The organism is Streptomyces sp. NPDC057002 (assembly GCF_042673825.1).
Classification (GTDB): Bacteria; Actinomycetota; Actinomycetes; order Streptomycetales; family Streptomycetaceae; genus Streptomyces.
On sequence record NZ_JBHURZ010000001.1, the window covers coordinates 951,558 to 971,310 of the forward strand.

Here is a 19,753-nt window from a genome sequence, read left to right on the forward strand (position 1 = left end):
CCTAGAGTCATACGGTCCACGACGGGAAACGACACATGCCTTCCGCACCCTCCGGCCACCCCATAGCCGTCACCGCCCTGCGCGTACTGCGCGCGCCCCGGGTGTGGCTCATCCCGGTCGGCCTGCTCACTGTCGCGCTCAGCCTCATCACGGTGCTCTTCAACGGCAGCGTGGCGAACCCTGGCGCGGACCTGCGCGACGCACCGATCGGCCTGGTCAGCCTCGACAAGGGCGCCACCCCCATGAAGGGTGACCACCAGAACATCGGCCGACAGGTCGTGACCGGCATCACCACACAGGATCAGAAACCCCACCAGAAGGTGAAGTGGAAAACCTTCTCCTCTCTCGACGAGGTGAAGGACGCCCTGGGACGCAATGAGCTGTTCGCCGCCGCTGTCCTGCCCAAGGACTACAGCGCGAAACTGCTCAGCCTCATGGGCACCCAGCCGGTGCGGCCCTCGGTCACGGTCCTGACCAACCACGGTGCCGGATCCATGGCCGCCTCCATGGGCGAACAGATCGCCGAGAGCGCGATACGCGGAGCGTCGTCCGGCGTCACCGCGGGAATCCTCCAGCAGGCCGAGAAGGCGGGCGCCAAGGTCCCGGCCGCCAACCAGGTTCTGGTCAAGGACCCCGTCACCGTCACCGCGAAGGCGGGAGTGCATCTGGGCGGCCGTACGGGGCAGGGGATGACCGCGTTCTTCTACGCTCTCCTCCTGATGATGTCCGGCTTCCTCGGCGCCAACCTCATCCACAACATGACCGACTCCGCGCTCGGCTTCAGCGCGAACGAGATCGGCCCCAAGCGTCAGCTGACCCTGCCGCAGCACATCAACCGTCGCCAGACGTTGCTCGCCAAGTGCCTCATCATGGTTGCCACTTCGGCCGTCGTCTCGGCTGCGATTCTCGCGGTGTCCACGTTCGCCCTCCACCTCGACCTGCCTCACTCGCTGCTGTTGTGGGTGTTCGGCACGGCAGCCGTCTCGGCCGTGGGCATCGGCACGTTGGTGGTGCTGACCGCCCTGGGCGGGCCCGGCGTCGTCGCCGCGATGATCTTCTTCATCGCGGCAGCCATCCCCACCTCGGGCGGCGCGATCCCATTGGAGGCGATGCCCGAATTCTGGCAGTGGCTCGCCCAGTTCGAACCCCAGCGCGCCTTGACCGACGGCACCCGCGCCATCATGTACTTCGACGCACAGGCCACCGCTGGACTTGGACGCGCCTGGATCACCCTGGGCGTCGGCCTTGTCGCCAGCCTGGTCACCGGATTCGCCGTGACGTGGTTCTACGACCACAAGGGCTGGCACCGGATCCAGCCCCATACCCTCACCCGGTTGCGGCACTTCCTCCACCACGAGAACAAGCCGACTCACGTGGAAGACACAACGTCCGCGTGACCTCAGGCCCGTGCCGGCGGCATGAACTTCCCTTTAGTGGAGACCACTATGACTGCCCTCCAGGGATCGGAAGTCCCACCCCTCACCGAGGCGTTGGCCAAGGCAAGTGTCCTGCTCGGCAAACGCTGGAGCGTACTGATCCTGGCCGCTCTCGCCAAAGGCCCAGCAAGCTTCGGCCGGACTCGTGAGCAGGTGCCCGGCATCAGCGACAGACTCCTCTCGGAGCGCCTTCGTGAACTGGCCGACGCCGGCCTCGTCGTACGAACCGTGTGCCCCGGCCGAGGGCCACGCTCACGCTACGCGCTCACCGATCACGGCAAGGCCTTCCTCATCCCGCTTGCCGCGCTGGGGGTCTGGGCGCAGGAACACCTGCCGCCGTACGCAGTCGGGGACGCGGCTCGGCGGGGCGCGGCTGCCTCCTGACAGCTTCTGCCTAGTCTGCAGGTCAGTCACCATATGTCCCGGAGTACCCATGCCCATTACGCGCCAGAAGAGACCCCCGCACGCCGGCGAAGCGATCGAGCCTCCCCGCGACGCCGAGGTCGTGATGGCCGTCATGTCGGTGACCGTCCTGGTGGTGTTGCTCGGTGTTCTGTCGGAGTCGACGGTGCTGCTGTTCGGACTGCTGGTGTTCCTGCCGAGCACGGCAGCCGCGCTGTGCACGGTGCGTCAGACGAGCTTCGTCGCCGGCTGGAGCGCGCTCGTCGTCAGTGTCGGCGTGCTGGCGCGGTACGGCGAAGGACAGACCTGGCTCGACCGGATCCTGACGGTGCTGCTCTTCCTCGCCTTGGGCGCGACCTCCGTGTACGCCTGTCATCGGCGTATCCACCGCGAGCAGGAGATGGTGCGGTTGCGCTCCACCGCCGCGGCCATGCAACGCCACATCCTGCACCCACTGCCGCTGCTCACTGACGATGTGCTGGTCCACGGGGTCTTACGAGCCCCTGCAGGAGGACCGGCTCGTCGGCGGCGACATCTACGACGTCGTCGAATCTCCCTGGGGCACTCGGGTGCTGATCGGGGACGTCCAGGGCAAGGGTTTGGCAGCGGTGGGTGCCGCGTTCGCCGTCATCGGGGCCTTTCGTGAGGACGCGTACCGGGAGCCCACCCTGACCGCGCTCGTAGACGCCCTGGACGCCTCCGTCGTCCGGCACAACTCCTACGCGGAGCAGACCGGCGAAGACGAACGATTCGTGATGGTCCTGATCGTCAACATCGGGGCGGAGACGGTGGCCCAGGTCATCAACTGCGGTCATGTTCTGCCCCAGTTGCTGCACGACGGCACCGTCACCACACCTGTCCTCGACTCCGGAGTCCCCCTGGGCCTCGCCGACCTCGCAGTCGAACCCGTAACGGTCGGCTGGTTCGACTTCCCACCCGGCACGACGCTGTTGCTGACAACCGACGGGCTCACCGAGACCCGCAGCACAGACGGCAGCTTCTACCCCCTTGAGGCCCGCGTCACGGAGCATCTCGCCCTCTCCCCGGGTGAACTGGCGCAGACACTGCGCGACGACGCCCGGGCGTTCGCCGGACACGCCGAACAGCACGACGACATCGCCGTCCTGTCGGTAGGTCACCACATCGCTGAACCGGTGCCGTGGTCGTCGGCAGGCGACGGCGGGGAAGTCATCGGGGCCCATGACGGCCGCGACGTAGCGGTCCGGCTTGACCAGAAACGGCGCAGTGGTCGTAGGTGTCGAGCAGCGTCGCTCCGGCCCGGCCGTGCCACACCGCGTCAACCTTCCAGGCGAGCTTCGCGGCGTCGCCCAGCAGCAGGACGTGCCGATTACGCCACCGCTCGGTGACCACGGCGTTGAAGGTGTAGGCCCGTGCACCACCTGGTCCTCGGCGAGAAACCGGTAGGGCGCGACCAACGTGTTGACTGAGCATTGGTGAGATGTTCATGGACCGCGGGACCGCCCTCCACGACATCATCACGGATACCGTCGCATCCCTCGAGGCCTGGGTCCTCTGCTTCAGCGCGCTGTTCACGCTGCACGCCGGGATTTCCGTCCTGCCGCCTGACTTCGGGTACTAGCGGCTTCACGGAAGCTTCATGTGCGCAGTGGTACGTGCCTTATGAGGCAGCTGTTGCCTGACGGTCATGCACGCGTTCCTCCTTCCACCGCCCGCCACGACCGACCACCCTGCTCTGCGGCAGCTGACCACAGCCGCTCAGACCACACTGTCCGGTGCCGTCGCCCTGGGCGCGCTCCTTCACCTGGGGTGGGCCGAACAGGTGGACCCGGTGCGGCAGACGCTCAGCGACTACGCACTGGATGAGACAACCGCGCGCCTGTTCAGCGCATGCGTCGGGGCCGCGGCGGCGGGGTCGGCGGCATTGCTCGCGGGTCTGCTGCACAGTCGGCCGCCGCTCGGTACCGCCGCACCGACGGCCTTGGGCGTGGGGTGCGCCGGACTCCTCATCAGTGCCGTCTTTTCAACCGATCCAAGAGACGGTGCCTCGTCGCCGGCCGGACTGGTCCACCGTTACGCGGCGGGGTCCTCGCTCGTCGCGATCCCCGCCGCCGGCTGGCTGGTGGCCCGACATCTGTGCCGTCATCCTCAACTGCGCGAACGAGCACAACGGATTCGTCGGCTGTCCTGCGCGAGTTCCGTGGCCGTGCTCCTCTTCTTCGGCACTCATGTGAGCGCGACCCGTCCCGTCACCCCGGCAAGGGCACGGGCCGCCGGGCTGCTCGGGCTGACCGAACGCGCTGCTCTGGGGCTGGACATGGCGCTGCTGCTGGCCGTGGCGAACGCCCTGCGGGTCTAGGCCCGGTGAGGCTCGCGCTCGCTGTCGTCCTGGCCGTACTGGGCGCGTGCTGTTACGCGGCGGGCGCGTGGCTCCAACACGAAGCCATGCGGTCGCGTCCGGACGACGAGGTCCGGCGCACGCCGCTGCGGGTCGTCGTCCGGCATCCCCGTTGGCTGACAGGACTGGCTCTGCTGGCGGCGGCCACGGCGCTGCACGTCAGCGCCCTCTGGCTGGCTCCGGTCACCGTCGTCCAGCCACTCGGAGTGACCGCTGTCGTCGTGAGTACGGTGTGGGGACTACGGGCACGCCGGACTCCGCTCAGCGCGGCCACGGGGCTCGCGCTCGCCGCTGTGGTCACCGGAACCAGCCTGTTCACGGTAGTCGCCGTGCTCGGCACGGAAACCACGCAGGTCACAGCGACGGCCCAGTTGTGGGCGGGGCTGCTCGTGTTGCCGGCCGTCCTCGGCTGCGGTGGACTCGCGCTCCTGCTCCGAGGCCCGAGCCGATGCCTGGTGCAGGCCGTCGGTGCCGGAATCGCCTACGGCTGCCTGCCCGTGCTGATGCGGGCCGCGGGCGAGGAGTTCACGTCGTACGGAGTGAGCGCGGCGCTGTGCGGCACCCTCGGCGGACTGGCGCTGGCCGGCCTTGCGGGCTTCCGGCTGTCTCAGGACTCCCTGGCCACCGGCCCGCCGGAGGTCACGGTCGCCTGCCTGACGGTGGTCGACCCGTTCGTCGCCGTGGTCCTCGGAATCGGCGTGCTCGGCGAAGCCCCCGGCTTGTCGCCCGTCAGCGCCGTCACCGGGTTGGCCTGCTGGACGCTCGCCTGCGCGGGCGTGCTGTGCCTCTCCCGTTCCACCCCTTCTCACCGCCCCTCCCCTGGCCGGCGTACACACGGCCGGTCCTCATCACGTCAGGAGTACGTCATGCACGAACCCCGTCCCGACCGCCAGGTCATCATGATCGGCGCCGACACCTTCCCGCCGGACCTCAACGGAGCGGCGAACTTCGCCCATCGGCTGGCCCAAGGGCTCAGCGGCCGTGGGCACGACGTCCATGTCGTCTGCCCGGCGACGGAGGCCGGTGCCGGGACCGACGTGGAGCAGGGGATCACCGTGCACCGGCTGGCATCCCACCGCACGCCGTTCCACCCCTCCTTCCGTGTCTGCCTGCCGTGGCAGGTCACCCGGCCCGCGACCCGGTTGCTGAAGGAGATCGAGCCCGATGTCGTGCACATCCAGTCCCACTTCGCCGTCTGTCGCAGCCTGGCGGCCGCAGCGCAGCGGCAGGGGACTCCGGTCGTGGCCACGAATCACTTCATGCCGGAGAACCTGCTGGGCTACACCCGGCTTCCGGCCCGGCTCACGGACGCGGCCTGCCGGTTCGCGTGGCGCGACCTGACGCGTGTGTTCCGCCGTGCCCGCGTAGTCACCGCGCCCACACCCAGGGCGGTGCGACTCCTGCACGACAATGGCCTCGCCGCCCCTGCCCAGGCCGTCTCCTGCGGACTCGACCTGGAACGCTTCTCACAACCGGCCAGGACCGATGACGAGCCGGGCACACGCGTACTTTTCGTGGGCCGACTCGACGAGGAGAAGCAGGTCCACCAACTGCTGCGCGCGCTGGCGCTCCTGCCCGAGCACCTGGACGTGCGGGGCGGGATCGTGGGTGACGGCTCCTGCCGCCGCGAGCTGGAGGAGCTGGCGGACGAACTCGGTATCCGGCACCGGGTCGATTTCCACGGCCTCGTCAGCGACCAGGAGGTACTGGACGCCTACGCCCGCTGCGATGTGTTCTGTATGCCGGGTACCGCGGAGTTGCAGAGCCTGGTCACCATGGAGGCCATGGCCGCGGGCAAACCCGTCGTAGCGGCCGACGCGATGGCATTGCCGCACCTGGTCCACCCCGGCCTCAACGGTTGGCTGTTCCCACCCGGCGACGTGCGTGCCCTGGCCGACCGCCTCACGGAGCTGCTCGAAGACCCTGCGGCCCGGCGCCGGATGGGCGAGGCCGGGCGACAGATCGTCGCCGGCCACGACATCCGTCATACCCTGACCACATTCGAGGCCCTCTACCTCCACGTCGCCGGTCACCCCGCGGCCACGACAGCCCTCCCTCTTCCCACCTCGGCGACGGAAAGCGAGAACGATGAGCACGCAGCGCGTTCTGGTCGTCGATGACGAACCCAAAATCCGCATGACCGTACGCGGCTACCTGGAGGCGGACGGGTTCAACGTCGTCGAAGCCGGTGACGGTCCAACGGCCTTGCGGGCCGTCACCCGCGACCGACCGGACCTCGTGGTACTGGATGTGATGCTTCCGGGGCTGGATGGATTCCAGGTCCTGCGCCGCATCCGGGAGACGAGCCGGATCCCAGTGATCCTTCTCACCGCCCGCGACGAGGAGGTAGACCGGCTGATCGGCTTCACGACCGGCAGCGACGACTACGTCACCAAGCCGTTCAGCCCCCGCGAACTGGCACTGCGCGTGCAAGCAATCCTCCGTCGCACCGACAGCCGGTCCGAGCCGCCCCACGACAGCCAGGTCCTTCGCTTCGACGGACTGCGCGTCGATCCGGGGACACGGACCGTCGTCCTCGACGCCGACCGGGCCGTAGAACTGTCCGCCCTCGACTTCAACCTCCTGTTCGCGATGGCCCGGGTTCCCGGGCGAGTCTTCACTCGGCGTGGACTGCTGGCCCAGGTGTGGGGTGAGGATTTCTTCGGCGACGAGCGCGTCGTGGACGTACATATCCGTACGCTTCGGCGCGCGCTGGGCGACGACGCGAGCGCGCCCCGGTTCGTGGGCACCGTCCGCACCATCGGCTACCGGTTCATCGGGCAGCCCGCCTAGCAGGCCAGGAAGGACACTCGCGCATGTGGCTCTCCGGCGCCCCGATCCGCGGATGGCGTGCGCGGCTGCGTCGACTCCAGTCCCGTCTCTCGCTCCGCAGCCGTCTGGTGCTCTCCCACGTCATGGTGCTCTTCATCGCGATGTGGGGCATGGGCACCACCAACTGGGTGGTCGAATCCCATCTCGGGCTCAGGGATGTCGAGCCCGATGTGATCCTGCAGGGCGGCCTGTTCCTGGGCCTGGTCGCGGCCTTCCTCGCGGCCATCGCCATGTCCCGGTTTCTGCTGCGCCCGCTCGACACAGTGCGCGCCGCCACACACCGGCTCGCCGAGGGACACTACGACGACGTCCTCGAACTTCCCAACGAACCGGGACTGGCGGCACTCGTCGAGGACGTGAACAGACTGGCGGCAAACCTCGCCGACACCGAGCGCCGTCGTGCCCGCCTGGTGTCCGAGGTCGCCCACGAAATGCGGACCCCCATCACCATCCTCCGCGGCCAGATCGAGGGCATGGCCGACGGAATCTTCGTCCCCGACGACGCGATGTTCGCCTCCCTCGCCGACGACCTGGACCGGCTGCAACGCCTGGCGAGCGACCTCTCCAGCCTGTCCCGGCTTGAGGAGGGCGCCTTCGCACTGCACCGGAAGCCCAGCGACGTGGCCCTACTGGCACGGGCCACCGTCGAGCGGCTGCGCCCCCAGTTCGAGGACCAGGGCGTCGTCCTCATCGCCAACGCGGACACGCCCGTCGTCGCTTTCTGCGACCCGGACCGGATCACCCAGGTCCTGGTGAACCTGCTCGGCAACGCGCTGGCCGCGTGTGATCCGTACGGGCATGTGGCCGTGTCCGTACAACACGGCCCACAGCCCGTCGGGCACGCCGTGGTGCGCATCATGGACGACGGCATCGGGATCGCCGAACATGACCTCGAGCGGATTTTCCACCGCTTCGAACGTCTGGAACATCCCGGCCGCTCCGCAGCCGCCGGCGGAAGTGGAATCGGTCTGACCATCGCCCGCGGCATCGCCCGAGCACACGGCGGAGACCTCACCGCGGAATCCCCGGGTCCGGGCAAGGGAGCATTGTTCGCCCTGCGCCTGCCCCTGGAGCCCGCCCAGGAGGAGTGACACGCCTCAGAGCGCGAGCCCCGCAGTTGAGCGGGCGGGGCAGCGCCCCCGCCCGCTCGGCAAGGCCAAGTCCCCCGGGCCCTTCAGGACAGGGCGGCTTGGGCAGCGCGCGCGGCGCCGACATCGCGGCTGCGCGGCAGGATGAAGATGGCCAGTGCTCCCAGCACAGCCGGGACCGCGAAGGCGTAGAAGCCGGCTTTCGGTGATGTGATCATTGCGGTTACCGCGGACAGATACAGCGGACCGACGATGGCCCCGGCCCGGCCCAGTCCGAGGGTGAGCCCCATTCCCGTGGCACGCACCGCGGGCGGGTAGTGCGATGCCATGCAGGCGACCACGAGGGCCTGCGTGCCCAGGGAGCCCGCTCCCGCCAGAGCGCAGAGGAGCAGAAGCAGGACCCGTGGCTGCTGGGTGCTCAGAGCCAGGAGGGCTGCCGCACCGACCAGGAATCCGCAGACGGTCACGGAGCGAAGATGGCCCTTGTCCCCGAGGAGGGACAGGCTGGTGGCCCCGATGCCGGCGCCGAGAGCGAATGCGATGTAGAACTCCATCGCCGAGGTCAAGTCGTATCCGGAGCGGATCATGACCGTCGGCAGCCAGGTGTTGGTGCTGTAGATGAGTGCAAAGGACAAGAAGGTGGCCAGGCACAGGACGAGCGTGGCCCACCGGCGTCCGGGAGCGACGAGTTCGCGGGCCCGGGCACGCTCGGCGCCCGACGCGATGCTCGTGTTCGCGGATACGGGCAGCAGCCGCCAGACGACCGGCACCAGAAGCAGGGGCAGCGCACCCACGGCGAATATCCACTGGAAGGGGGTCTGAGGCAGCAGGAGCCTGCCGAGCAGAGCCGAGGTCGCGCCTCCGATTCCGATGGCGGACATGCTTGACGCGATGTACAGGGCTCGTCGCTTGGCAGGGGCGTGATCGGCGACCAGCGCCGCGACAAGCGGGGCCAGTGCGCCGAAGCCAAGGCCCGTGAGCACCCTGGCGACAGCAAAGGTGGCGAGGTTCGGAGCCAGGGCAGCCAGCAGCATGGCCGACGAGATCACGCTGAGGAACAGCACCAGCGGGCGGCGCCTGCCGTACCGGTCGCCCATCCACCCGGCGAGTATCGAGCCGATGGGCATACCCATCGCCGTGACGCTGCCCAAGGTGCCAAGGGCGCTCGGGGTGACCCCCCACTCCTCGTACTGAAGCAGCGAGGGTCCCCCGTGCCGAGGGCGAAGAGGTCGTACCCGTCGATGAAGAGCACTGCGCTCGCGATGATCAGGACCGTGTAGCGTCTTCGTGATGGCGAGCGGTGGTCAGAACTGGCGGTCACGTGCGGCTCCATTTCGGAAGGTGGTGCACCGGAGATCCGGTGCGGCTCAGCACCTGTGCCGGCATGACTCACAGAGGCCGGCAGCCTGGGGGCCCCGCGCGAGCGTGGGGCGGTGTGGGACGCCTATGGCGTCGCACGGTAACGCGGACAAGGCAGAACTCCTCTGTGGCGCCGTCAGCGTCGCCCGCGGGCAGTGTGGAGGCGGCATGGTGGGGAGGCGTCAGGGGACGGGGATGGACGCAGGGTCTGCGGGGGACGCGGTGGACAGGCCCGTGTCGCCGAGTCGTTGGACCAGCGCCTGGCCCTCCCGGACGAGTTCGCTGTTGTCGATGAGGCCGCGTCCACCTCGCCTGGCCGGCTTTCCTGCAACCAGCACGGTGTCAATATGCGCGCGGTCCATCTGCAGGACGACGGTGCTGTAGGGGTCGTGCACCGGAGCGGTCTCGGGCTGGTCCGCACGCAGGATGAGCAGGTCAGCCTGCTTGCCCGGCGTCAGCGAACCGATCCGGTCGCTCAGGCCGAGGGTCTCGGCGCCGGCCAGGGTGGCATAGCGCAGGATGTCCTGAACGGTGAGCTGCCGGTCCGTCGGCTCATGGGAGGACAGCTGGCTGAAGCGGCCGGACTGGTACGCGGCACGCATCTGCGTGAACATGTCCGCTGCGGCGGTGACCTCGACGTCCGTACTGAGGCTGATGCGCAGACCCGCTTCGGCCGCGGCGGCGAGCGGCGGAAAGCCGTGGCCCATCATCATCTCGATGGCGGGCGCGATGGAGAGGCTGCTCCCGTTCTCCGCGATGAGCCGCAGTTCGTCGACATCCAGTTCAGTACCGTGGATGAACGTCGTGCCCGGCAGCAACGCGTCGAGCCTCTTCAGACGGGTCAGGTGCGGCTCGCCGGGGCGCGGCACGACGTGCCGAGCGGTGGGAACCGCGAGGTCACGGGCGAGCCGGGCGTTGTGGCGCTCTGCGTCGTCGTCGCCGAGTTCGGTGAGCAGGGCGAAGGTGACCAGGGCGGCTTCGTCCGACAACGACTCGGCGCGAATTCGACGCACGTCCTCCGGCAGCCGGCTCCCCTGGCTCACGGCCTGGGGGAAATCAAGGCCGTAGGCGAAGACGACGCGCAGGCCGGATTCCTTGAGTCCCTCGATCAGTGCATCCGAGTGTTCGGGAGTGGCCTGGATGTTGGAGATGTCCTGGACGGTGGTGACGCCGGACGCCAGCGCGGCTCGGGCGCCGAGCAGGCCAGCGAGACGCAGATCGTCGGCGGTGAGTGCTGGACCGAGCTCAAGGAGCACGTGCTGGAAGTAGTCCCGCAGTGTGTCGTGAGGTGTTCGGCCGCGCAGGATCGCCTGCCACATGTGGCGGTGCGTGTCGACGAAGCCGGGGATGACGATGCATCCCGTGGCGTCGATCTCCTCGGTGTTCGCGGGAGCGTCCAGGTGGGACGCCACAGCGGTGATGCGGTCGCCTTCGACGAGAAGATCACCGCCGCTGATGTCCCCGAGCTCAGGGGCCATCGTCAGGAGGTGCGCGTTGCGGATGAGCAGTGACGGCGCTGTCGAGGTGCTCATGGGTGCTCCAGATGCGTGGAGGGGTGGTCCCGAAGGTCTGACACGTGTCAGGTCGGCGGGGCGACGAAGCAGCCCCGGTCTGGTTCGTTGAACATCTCCGCGAAGATCTGCTCACTCGCCGGGCTGGCTGTACCCCACTGGTCGGTGACGTCCGGATCGGCGACGGAGTACACGTGCGGGTGCCAGAGGTCCTCGTCGATGGTCTCCAGCTCGGTGGTGTACTCGACGATGTTGCCGTGCGGGTCCCGGAAGTACGTGAAGGTGTTGTCACCCGCCAAGTGCCGCCCAGGGCCCCACATCGCGGAATGACCAGCGCGCATCAACCGGCCCGAGCCACGCAAGTACTCGTCGATGCCGCGCAGCTCGAAGGATATGTGGTTGACGGAGGTGTGCGGGCCCTTGGCGATGGCCATCGAGTGGTGGATGTTGCTGATCCGCATAAAGCGCATCACGTCGCCCATACGCGGGTGGCTGAGCGAGTCGGTCAGCCGGAAGCCGAGGTGGCGCTCGTACCACTCGCGGGTCCGGTCGATGTCGGGTGAGTTGAACACCACGTGCGACAGCTTGACCGGGATCGCCTCCTTCTCCTCAATCTTCCGGTGCTGCCGTGCTGTGACGTCGGCGGAGACCTCGACGGTGCGGCCGTCAATGTCGAAGAAGCGGAAGCCGTAACCCCCGCCGGGGGTGTCGACCTTGCCCGGCTGCGAGATCAACTGCACGCCCCCCGCGAGCAGTTGCTCGGCGATGGCGTCCACGTCGGCCACCGAAGCGGCGCCGTACGACACGAGGTCGAGCCGCTTCTCGTCGGCCTTCCGCAGCCGGACGACGTACTGCTCGGGCGAGCCCTCGGCGGCCAGGAAGGAGATGCCGGAGTCCTCGGCCACCTTGGTCAGGCCCCACACGCCGGAGTAGAAGTCGAGCTGCTTGTCGTAGTCGGGCACGGCGAGGTCGACGTGCCGCAGATGGGTGAGAAGGCCCATGGTGTTGCCCCTTTCATGAGCGGGGAGACGCGACCGCCTCCCCTTGGCGTGCGGGTGCGGTACGGCCCGCGCCGGGTCATGGACACCGAGGGGCCGTACCTCCAGGACGCGATCGAGCACGGCAGAGCCAGTACGACGCGGGCGGGCCTTCCGTCCGTGGGCAGGGCGGCCCGCGTCGCGCCGGATCGGTTGGATGCTGTGGGCAGTCACGCGCCGGGTCGGGTCAGGACACCTGGTACCGATGACCTGACGCCGCATCGGATCACGAACTGCGCTCCGTGACACAACGGGTGCGCTGGACCCCGAGTCCGCCGATGGTCGACTCCATGACGTCGCCGTCGCGCAGCAGGATGCCCCGCAGCACGCCGTTGCCGGTCGGGCTGCCCGTCAGAACGAGGTCACCGGGGAGCAGCCGGGCGGTCTGGGAGACGTACGACACGACCTGCGCGATACTGAAGATCATGTCCTTGGTCGACTCGTCCTGCATGGTGTCGCCGTTGACCTTCAACGTGAGGCGCACATCCTGGGGATCGGCGATCGCCTCGGAGGGCACGATCCACGGCCCCAGCGGAGTGAAGCCGGGCGCGTTCTTGCAGCGCAGCCAGTCCGTGCCCATCGCGGGGATGTCCTTGCGGAAAATACTGGCACGGTCCGTGAGGTCGTTGGCGATCGTGTATCCGGCAACGCATTCCAAGGCCTCGTCGACGGACAGCTGATAGGCCGGCCGCCCGATGACGGCCGCCAACTCCAGTTCCCAGTCCGGCTTCCTGGCCCAGGCGGGAATGACGACGTCGTCGTACGGGCCGGTGATGGCGCCGGGCAGACCGATGAAGACGTAGGGCTGCTCCTCCACCGACCGCCTGTCCATCTCCCTTTCGAGGTCGGCTCGCGCCTCCTCGACGGTGCGCTTGTCATCGGCCGGACGGTAGATGATCTCCATCTCGATCGCGTGCTGCCGGTAGTTGCCACCGGCCTGGAAGACCTGGACAGGCTCCACAGGGGCATGCACGCGCAGCCCTTCCAGCGAGAGCCACTCACCCGAGGTGTCGCCCGCGAGAGCCTTCAGCCGGGGCAGCACCGCGTCCCAGCGTTCAAAGAGTGCACGGGTCGTCAGGGCCGGCTCGTCGAGTGCGATGCGGAGGTTCAGCACCCGCCCCGCAGGGATCACAAGCCCGGGGAAAGACTCCCGGTCCGGGACGGACAACGTGCCGAGGGCGAAGGAACCGGCGAAGGGCGCCAGCGTGGTCACAGCATTCATATCTGCGTCTCTCCCTGATTGCCTTGTTGTTAAATCTGACCCAATTCAGATGATCAGGCAAATTGATTCTTTGTATAATGTTTATTGGTGGGACCGATACTACATAGGATCCGGAGCCTCCATGAACCTCGCCAAGCTCGACCTCAACCTCCTCGTCGCGCTCCGCGCCCTGCTGGAGGAACGCAACGTCACCCGCGCAGGGCTACGGGTCGGCCTCAGCCAGCCCGCGATGAGCGGCTCTCTGGCCCGGCTGCGGCGCCACTTCGACGACGAGTTGCTCACCCGCGTCGGCGGCCAGTACGAGCTGACCGCCCTCGGCCGAGCACTCCTCGACCGCACGGCCTCGGTCTGCGACATGACAGAACGCCTGTTCAGCAGCAAGGTCGGATTCGACCCGGCCACCGAGTCCCGCGAGTTCCACCTCGTGTGCTCCGACTACGCCGTGGCCGTGCTCGGCACGGCACTCGTTCGCGCTCTCCGCGAGGAGGCGCCGCGGGTGCGGCTGCGGTTCACGCAGACGCCTGCCGATATCGTCGCCTCCGCCGCGACCGTGCTGAGCGCCGTCGACGGTGTGCTCATGCCGCACGGCATCATCAGCGGGTTCCCCGCCGTCGAACTCTACGAGGACGAATGGGTGTTCCTCGTCGCCGAGGACAACGCCGAGGTCGGCGACCACCTCACCCGGGAAGACCTGGCACGGCTCCCCTGGGTGACGTATCAGCGTGTCTACGACGCCCCGCCCGTCCACCAACTCGGTCTGCTCGGGATCGAGCCGAACGTCGAGATCTCGGTCGACAGCTTTCAGGTGCTGCCTTTCCTCGTGGCGGGCACCCACCGCATCGCTCTCGCCCAGAGGCGTCTGGCCGAGCGGCTGCGCGCCAGTGCACCCGTACGGATCATGCCGGCGCCCTACGAGGCCGCGCCCCTCCGGGAGGCCCTGTGGTGGCATCCGGTCCACACCCATGACGCAGCGCACACGTGGCTGCGCGAGGCGGCAGCGCACGTCGCGGGCTTGGTAACGGCGTAGGGCTGGGTACGTTGCACAGTACATGTTCACACCACACGTCACACGGCGTCATGGATGCCAGTGCGGCCCACGGCACTGGCTGCCCGTGCCGCGCGCGAGCGCCACGAGGGCTTCCGTTCCTGGGGCGCGACGCGTTGTCCGGACAGGACCTCACCGCCACCACCGCCTCATGGAAGAGATGCCTCCTCCACAAGCGGCTGGCGAAGACCCTGCGGACTCGCCGCGAACACGCCCTGGCGGAGGAAAGACGCGTTCGCCCCGACAGACGCCGGACGTCAGGAAGGTGAGGGCTCCACGATCGGCCAGTTCGTCTCAGGCCGCGTGAGAGAGCCCGAAGGCCTTGGCTGCGGCATCGGCATCACTCGGCACCGTTGGATGCGCCAGCAGGTCGACGACGGTCGGGGGCGGCCCCGGTACGGAAGCCGCCCGCTGGACCGGCATGTACTCGATCGGCACGCTACGCCCGTTGATCGGCTCAGGCAGGTCCGCGAGCGCGAACTCGCTCGGCCCGACCAGGTCGTAGGTGCCGGCGCCGCCTCGTCGCAGGGCGGCCTGGGCCAGCGCGTCGAGGATGTCCCCCACGAACGCGGGCCGGAAGCGCTGGGTACCGTCGCTGATGATGCGCACCGGGGCGCCCTGCGCGTGCCGACGCCAGCACCTCGACGGCTCGCTGCGAACGCATCCAGTCGTCGACGACTTCCTGGGCAGGAAGATCCAGCGCCTCTCGGACCAGCGCTGTGGCCTCCACTCGGACCAGCGGAATTCGGCACAACCCGCCTCCCTACCCTTTCATGCATGTGACGGGAATTACATTTCACAGCATATGCCCGCAGAGTGGGCACTGGCCGTCGCCGTCCTGTCCTCCTGGCTCAGCCCAGGCCGAGGAGCTCGTCGGCGTTCGCGTGGGCGATGCGTGCCCGGACACCGGGTTCGAGGGCGAGGTTCTGGAGCCAGTCGGTGCCGCGCTTGTTGTCGGAGAACGGGTAGTCGACGGAGAAGATCACACGGTCGTCGCCGAAGCCAGTTCACTGACCACGAGCCCGGTCATGAATCCCGGCCTTCTCCAGGCCCCATGCGGCAAGCCGGTCCGACACCTGTCGTCGGATCCATGCCGCTGCCGCAGGTTCACACACCAGATACAAGTCGGCGGCCTGGTTCTCGTCCAGTGTTCGAGGCCCGACCTCAGGCAGAGCCAGGTCGTCGGCGCGTCGCCCCGAGCACATGGCGTCCACGACTCTCTCACTCAGTGCCAAGCCGCCTCGGGGGCCGTGACCACCACGGTCGGAGGGCGGCGACGCTACCGCCACATGCTCGACGCGGACGAGATCCAATGCCAGGCGGAGGACTGCCGCACCCTGATCAGCCAACTCGGCGTCAGCTACCTGGCGTCCGGTGAGTTCGTGCGCATCCCGCTCGGACACACCGAACGGCCCGAAACCTCGACAAGGAGCCTCAACTGCAGGAGACACTCGCCCATCGGTGAGGTGGACCGGGCAGACGAGGGGGGCTCCCGTACACGACCGGGAGCCCCCGTACGGAAGGGATCAGGTCAGCCCATGCCCTGCAAGCGCCAGATCTGGTTCCTCTTGTTGTTGAGCGCGCTCGCCGGGTCACACGGCCACTGGTGGATCTTCGCGCCGGCCGTGGTCGACACCTGGCTGACATCGACGCATTTGCCGCTGTTCACGGCGACCAGCTGGTAGTCCTTGCTGTTGCCGAGCGCGGTCACAGGGTTGAGGGTGAACATCTGCTGCGTGCCGCCATTGCAGGTCCACTGCTGGACGGCCGCACCGTCGGCGGTCGAGACACCCGCGACGTCCAGGCACTTGCCGCTGTGCTGGTTGACCACCGTGTACGTGTTCGCGCGGCCCGCGACCGGCTTGAAGTCCAGCATCTGCTGATAGCCACCCTCACAGTGGTACTGCTGATACTGCGTGCCATCGGCCGTCGACAGATTGGTGTCGTCCAGGCACTGACCACTGTGCTGCACCACCGCCACTGTGGAAACCGTGGTGTTCGACGGCGGGAGGAGTGTCACGGTGTAACCGTCGTTGGCGTCCGTCCACGGCACGTTCACCGAGGCCGAGTTACCACTGACTGTCAGGAGCTGGTCGGAGACGGTCACCGGTCCGGACACGGCGCCGCCCCCGTTGTTCGGGATGCGCTGCACGACCGCGCGGACTCGCCCGCTCTCCACCACCGAGGTGGTGTCGAGCCGGTTGAGGTTGACCGTGACCGTACCGGTGTTGCCGTTACTCCCCAGCAGGATCTTCGCGTTCCGCGCGGAGTTGTCCTTGGTCGCCAGGCCGTCGGTGTTCGTACCCGGTATGAAGTTCACGATGTTGCCGGTCTGGGAGCCGTAGTAGCGGTACAGGAACCACTCCCCCAGCGGCAGGTACTGGCTGCCGGTCTTCGTCAGCAGCTTCGCCTGGAAGTCGTGGAGGTTGGCGCCCGACGCCCAGTTGGCGCGCAGGCCGTCCGCTCCGGCGCGCTCCAGACGGGAGATGTACCAGCCACCACGGCCCGGATTCTGCTCGTTGGTGTTGCCGTACTCGTTGACCTGGAACGGACGGCTCGTCGTCATCGACCGCGCTGACAGCTTGGACTTCAGCGAGTTGCTGTCGGCGACCGGGTCTCCGGGGAGGTCGTGCCAGCTGTAGACGTTCGGCTCGACGTTGTTCGCCTTCACGTAGTCGAGGTAGGTGTTCCACCAGGTGTTGGAACTCGTGGGCCTGCCGCAGGTACTTGCTCCCACTATGACCGCGCCCGGGATGGCCGCGCGGATCTTCTGGTAGGCGCGCTTCCACATCTCCAGGTACTGGGGCTGGCCGGAGCCCCAGAACAGGTTGCAGTCGGGCTCGTTCCAGATGTCCCACTGGATGTCGGTCATGCCCGCGGCCCGGACGTCGGAGAGCAGCCGGTCGTAGAAGGCGTCGAAGCGGGACCAGTCGCCGTTGTCACCGGGGAAGGTGGGGGTGGTGGTGCCGTCGGCGCCCCACAGGTCGTGCGGCAGCATGACGAACGTTCCGCCCAGCGCCTTGGTCCGCCTGTACTGGGCCAGGGTGGAGTTCCATCGGCGGTCGTACTTGCCTGCGACCCAGCCGCCGGGGTTGTCCAGCTGAGCGCCGCCGGCCCGCATGAACTTCCACTTGATGTCCCGGTAGAAGTGGTCCTGGGGCAGCGAGCCGTTCTCGGTCATCCCGTAGATCGTCCCCGAGGCACGATAAGTGGGGGCGCCTCCGGCGGTGGAGAAGTCGACGGCGACAGTGGTGTCGACGGCTTGTGCCGACGTGCCGGGGAGCGCGAGAGCCACGAGTGATGCGAGCAGTGCTGCGAACGTGGTGGTCCTACGCAGACGCCGACCGTTTCGGGCGCCGGATCCGTTGAGGTGTTCACTTGGCGGAAGTGTCTGAGACGTACTCATGTGTTCTCCCGAGAAGGTGAGTGCTTCCTGGGCACGGCTGGCCCAGGTGGTCTTGGATGTGCGCTCACGTGCTGCGGCCCCGGGTCTCCGGGCAGTGCCCGGAGACCCGGGGATGCGGTGTGGATCAGCCCATGCCCTGGAGGCGCCAGATCTGGTTCCTCTTCGTGTTCAGCGCGCTCGCCGGGTCGCACGGCCACTGGTGGATCTTCGCGCCGGGCGCGGCCGCGACCTGGCTGACATCGACGCATTTGCCGCTGTGCACGGCGACCAGTTGGTAGTCCTTGCTGTTGCCGAGTGCGGTGACGGGGTTGAGGGTGAACATCTGCTGCGTGCCGCCATTGCAGGTCCACTGCTGGACGGCCGCACCGTCGGCCGTGGAGGCACCCGAGACGTCCAGGCACTTGCCGCTGTGCTGGTTGACCACCGTGTAGGTGTTGGCTAGGCCGGCCACCGGCTTGAAGTCCAGCATCTGCTGATAGCCACCCTCGCAGTGGTACTGCTGATACTGCGTGCCGTTGGCGGTGGAGAGGTTGGTGTCGTCCAGGCACTGACCGCTGTGCTGAACCACGGCCACTGTGGAGACGGTGGTGTTCGACGGCGGCAACAACGTGACGGTGTAGCCGTCCGAGGCATCCGTCCACGGCACGCCAACCGAAGCCGAGTTGCCGCTGACCGTCAGAAGCTGGTCGGAGACGGTCACCGGTCCGCTCACCGCGCCGCCGCCGTTGTTCGGTATCCGCTGGACCACAGCCCTGACTCGACCGTTCTCGACAACGGAGGTGGTGTCGAGGCGGTTGAGGTTGACCGTGACCGTACCGGTGTTGCCGTTACTCCCCAGCAGGATCTTCGCGTTCCGCGCCGTGTTGTCCTTCGTCGCCAGACCGTCGGTGTTCGTACCGGCCGTGAAGTTCACGAGGTTGCCCGTCTGCGAACCGTAGTAGCGGTACAGGAACCACTCCCCCAATGGCAGGTACTGACTGCCGGTCTTCGTCAGCAGCCTGGCCGCGTTGTCGTGGAGACCGCTCCCGGAAGCCCAGTTCGCACGCATTCCGTCCGCCCCCGCACGCTCCAGACGTGCGATGTACCAGCCACCGCGCCCCGGGTTCTGCTCGTTCGTGTTGCCGTATTCGTTGACCTGGAACGGACGGCTCGTCGTCATCGACCGCGCCGACAGCTTCATTCGCACGGCACCGGCGTCGGCGACCGGGTCACCCGGCAGGGTGTGCCAGCTGTAGATGTCCGGCTCGACGCTGTTCGCCTTCACATAGTCGAGGTACGAGTTCCACCAGCCGGAAGCGGCACCGCCGGGGCTGCGATAGGTGCTGGGGCCGACGATCACGGCGTTCGGGAACGCGGCTCGTATCTTCTGGTGGGCGCGCTTCCACATCTCCAGGTACTGGGACTGGGCCCGCCCCCAGAAGGGAGCGTTGTCGGGCTCGTTCCAGATGTCCCACTGGACGGTCATGTTGTTCGCCCGCACATCCGCGATGAGCTGGTCGAGGAAGGCGTTGAACCTGGTCCAGTCGCCGTTGTCGCCGGGCCAGCCCTGGCTGGTGGTGCTGTCCGCGCCCCACAGGTCGTGCGGCAGGAGAACGAAGGTGCCCCCGAGGGCCGCGGTGCGCTTGTACTGGGCGAGGGTGGAGTTCCAGCGGGTCTGGTAGGCGGCGAGGCTGGTGCCGTAGCCGCCGCTGTTGAGCTGGGCGCCGCCCGCCCGCATGAACTTCCACTTGATGTCCTTGTAGAAGTGGTCCTGGGGCAGCGAGCCGTCCGGGGTCATCCCGTAGATCGTCCCCGAGGCACCGTATCCGGGAGCTCCTCCGGCGGTGGCGAAGTCGACGCCGACGGTGGTGTCGACAGCGTGCGCCGAAGGGCTGGGCAGTACGACGGCGGCGGCGACCGACGCGCAGAGTACGGCGAGCACCGCGGCCTTGCGCGGTCGGGCTCCCGGACGCCGGGATCTGGTCGTGCGTCTGGGCAGGGGAAGTGTGAGGGCTGCGTGCATTGCGGTTCTCCCGAGGGTGGGTGGTTCTGCCTGGGC

15 protein-coding genes and 2 pseudogenes are annotated in these 19,753 nt (G+C 68.0%); 9 read left to right on the top strand and 8 right to left on the bottom strand.

Annotation, left to right across the window (positions count from 1 at the left end):
- Nucleotides 1-35: 35 nt before the first annotated feature.
- From ACFT32_RS04310 to ACFT32_RS04345, 8 genes and pseudogenes are all read left to right on the top strand, one after another.
- A complete protein-coding gene (locus ACFT32_RS04310) occupies nucleotides 36-1,397 on the top strand; it encodes a DUF3533 domain-containing protein (RefSeq protein ID WP_382485681.1) in 1,362 nt (453 codons plus the stop codon).
- A 48-nt stretch (nucleotides 1,398-1,445) separates the two neighbouring features.
- Nucleotides 1,446-1,820 carry a winged helix-turn-helix transcriptional regulator gene (locus tag ACFT32_RS04315; protein ID WP_382485684.1) on the top strand — a complete coding sequence of 125 codons (375 nt, stop codon included), beginning with the start codon at nucleotides 1,446-1,448 and terminating at the stop codon, nucleotides 1,818-1,820.
- Between the two features lie 49 nt (nucleotides 1,821-1,869).
- Nucleotides 1,870-2,971 (top strand): annotated as a pseudogene (locus ACFT32_RS04320) (PP2C family protein-serine/threonine phosphatase); the annotation flags it as partial.
- A gap of 332 nt (nucleotides 2,972-3,303) precedes the next feature.
- Nucleotides 3,304-3,438 carry a hypothetical protein gene (locus ACFT32_RS04325; protein WP_382485686.1) on the top strand — a complete coding sequence of 45 codons (135 nt, stop codon included), beginning with the start codon at nucleotides 3,304-3,306 and terminating at the stop codon, nucleotides 3,436-3,438.
- A 66-nt stretch (nucleotides 3,439-3,504) separates the two neighbouring features.
- Nucleotides 3,505-4,176: a DUF998 domain-containing protein gene (locus ACFT32_RS04330; protein WP_382485689.1), complete on the top strand. Its 672-nt coding sequence runs from the start codon at nucleotides 3,505-3,507 to the stop codon at nucleotides 4,174-4,176.
- A gap of 86 nt (nucleotides 4,177-4,262) precedes the next feature.
- The gene (locus ACFT32_RS04335; RefSeq protein ID WP_382485691.1) at nucleotides 4,263-6,335 is read left to right on the top strand and encodes a glycosyltransferase; all 2,073 of its coding nucleotides are present in this window, start codon (nucleotides 4,263-4,265) and stop codon (nucleotides 6,333-6,335) included.
- Nucleotides 6,304-7,008, top strand: coding sequence for a response regulator transcription factor (locus ACFT32_RS04340; RefSeq protein ID WP_382485694.1), 705 nt, complete (start codon nucleotides 6,304-6,306; stop codon nucleotides 7,006-7,008). Before ACFT32_RS04335 ends, ACFT32_RS04340 begins: the two co-directional genes overlap by 32 nt.
- Nucleotides 7,009-7,031: 23 nt before the next feature.
- A complete protein-coding gene (locus tag ACFT32_RS04345) occupies nucleotides 7,032-8,138 on the top strand; it encodes a sensor histidine kinase (RefSeq protein ID WP_382485696.1) in 1,107 nt (368 codons plus the stop codon).
- Between the two features lie 83 nt (nucleotides 8,139-8,221).
- Here the strand turns inward: ACFT32_RS04345 and ACFT32_RS04350 are convergent, their stop codons facing one another.
- From ACFT32_RS04350 to ACFT32_RS04365, 4 genes are all read right to left on the bottom strand, one after another.
- A complete protein-coding gene (locus ACFT32_RS04350; protein ID WP_382487032.1) occupies nucleotides 8,222-9,427 on the bottom strand; it encodes an MFS transporter in 1,206 nt (401 codons plus the stop codon).
- Between the two features lie 249 nt (nucleotides 9,428-9,676).
- Nucleotides 9,677-11,026: an amidohydrolase family protein gene (locus ACFT32_RS04355; RefSeq protein WP_382485697.1), complete on the bottom strand. Its 1,350-nt coding sequence runs from the start codon at nucleotides 11,024-11,026 to the stop codon at nucleotides 9,677-9,679.
- Between the two features lie 47 nt (nucleotides 11,027-11,073).
- The gene (locus tag ACFT32_RS04360; protein WP_382485698.1) at nucleotides 11,074-12,006 is read right to left on the bottom strand and encodes a VOC family protein; all 933 of its coding nucleotides are present in this window, start codon (nucleotides 12,004-12,006) and stop codon (nucleotides 11,074-11,076) included.
- Nucleotides 12,007-12,268: 262 nt separating this feature from the next.
- Nucleotides 12,269-13,264, bottom strand: a complete 996-nt coding sequence (locus ACFT32_RS04365; protein ID WP_382485636.1) for a fumarylacetoacetate hydrolase family protein — start codon at nucleotides 13,262-13,264, stop codon at nucleotides 12,269-12,271.
- Between the two features lie 121 nt (nucleotides 13,265-13,385).
- Between ACFT32_RS04365 and ACFT32_RS04370 the strand changes: the two genes are divergently transcribed.
- The gene (locus ACFT32_RS04370) at nucleotides 13,386-14,291 is read left to right on the top strand and encodes a LysR family transcriptional regulator (RefSeq protein WP_382485699.1); all 906 of its coding nucleotides are present in this window, start codon (nucleotides 13,386-13,388) and stop codon (nucleotides 14,289-14,291) included.
- Between the two features lie 312 nt (nucleotides 14,292-14,603).
- Here the strand turns inward: ACFT32_RS04370 and ACFT32_RS04375 are convergent, their stop codons facing one another.
- From ACFT32_RS04375 to ACFT32_RS04390, 4 genes and pseudogenes are all read right to left on the bottom strand, one after another.
- Complete coding sequence (locus ACFT32_RS04375) at nucleotides 14,604-14,918, bottom strand: hypothetical protein (RefSeq protein ID WP_382485701.1); 315 nt, start codon at nucleotides 14,916-14,918, stop codon at nucleotides 14,604-14,606.
- A gap of 242 nt (nucleotides 14,919-15,160) precedes the next feature.
- Nucleotides 15,161-15,298 (bottom strand): annotated as a pseudogene (locus ACFT32_RS04380) (amidohydrolase family protein); the annotation flags it as partial.
- A 542-nt stretch (nucleotides 15,299-15,840) separates the two neighbouring features.
- Nucleotides 15,841-17,604, bottom strand: coding sequence for an RICIN domain-containing protein (locus ACFT32_RS04385; RefSeq protein ID WP_382485703.1), 1,764 nt, complete (start codon nucleotides 17,602-17,604; stop codon nucleotides 15,841-15,843).
- 235 nt (nucleotides 17,605-17,839) lie between these two features.
- Entirely contained in the window at nucleotides 17,840-19,717 is a 1,878-nt protein-coding gene (locus ACFT32_RS04390; RefSeq protein WP_382485706.1) for an RICIN domain-containing protein, read from the bottom strand.
- Nucleotides 19,718-19,753: the final 36 nt, after the last annotated feature.

Excerpts from the sequence above, each read along its gene's own strand:
- ACFT32_RS04310 (WP_382485681.1), top strand. The coding sequence starts at position 36 with ATGCCTTCCGCACCCTCCGGCCACCCCATAGCCGTCACCGCCCTGCGC.
- ACFT32_RS04315 (WP_382485684.1), top strand. The coding sequence starts at position 1,446 with ATGACTGCCCTCCAGGGATCGGAAGTCCCACCCCTCACCGAGGCGTTG.
- ACFT32_RS04325 (WP_382485686.1), top strand. The coding sequence starts at position 3,304 with ATGGACCGCGGGACCGCCCTCCACGACATCATCACGGATACCGTCGCA.
- ACFT32_RS04330 (WP_382485689.1), top strand. The coding sequence starts at position 3,505 with ATGCACGCGTTCCTCCTTCCACCGCCCGCCACGACCGACCACCCTGCT.
- ACFT32_RS04335 (WP_382485691.1), top strand. The coding sequence starts at position 4,263 with ATGCGGTCGCGTCCGGACGACGAGGTCCGGCGCACGCCGCTGCGGGTC.
- ACFT32_RS04340 (WP_382485694.1), top strand. The coding sequence starts at position 6,304 with ATGAGCACGCAGCGCGTTCTGGTCGTCGATGACGAACCCAAAATCCGC.
- ACFT32_RS04345 (WP_382485696.1), top strand. The coding sequence starts at position 7,032 with ATGTGGCTCTCCGGCGCCCCGATCCGCGGATGGCGTGCGCGGCTGCGT.
- ACFT32_RS04355 (WP_382485697.1), bottom strand. The coding sequence starts at position 11,026 with ATGAGCACCTCGACAGCGCCGTCACTGCTCATCCGCAACGCGCACCTC.
- ACFT32_RS04360 (WP_382485698.1), bottom strand. The coding sequence starts at position 12,006 with ATGGGCCTTCTCACCCATCTGCGGCACGTCGACCTCGCCGTGCCCGAC.
- ACFT32_RS04365 (WP_382485636.1), bottom strand. The coding sequence starts at position 13,264 with ATGAATGCTGTGACCACGCTGGCGCCCTTCGCCGGTTCCTTCGCCCTC.
- ACFT32_RS04370 (WP_382485699.1), top strand. The coding sequence starts at position 13,386 with ATGAACCTCGCCAAGCTCGACCTCAACCTCCTCGTCGCGCTCCGCGCC.
- ACFT32_RS04390 (WP_382485706.1), bottom strand. The coding sequence starts at position 19,717 with ATGCACGCAGCCCTCACACTTCCCCTGCCCAGACGCACGACCAGATCC.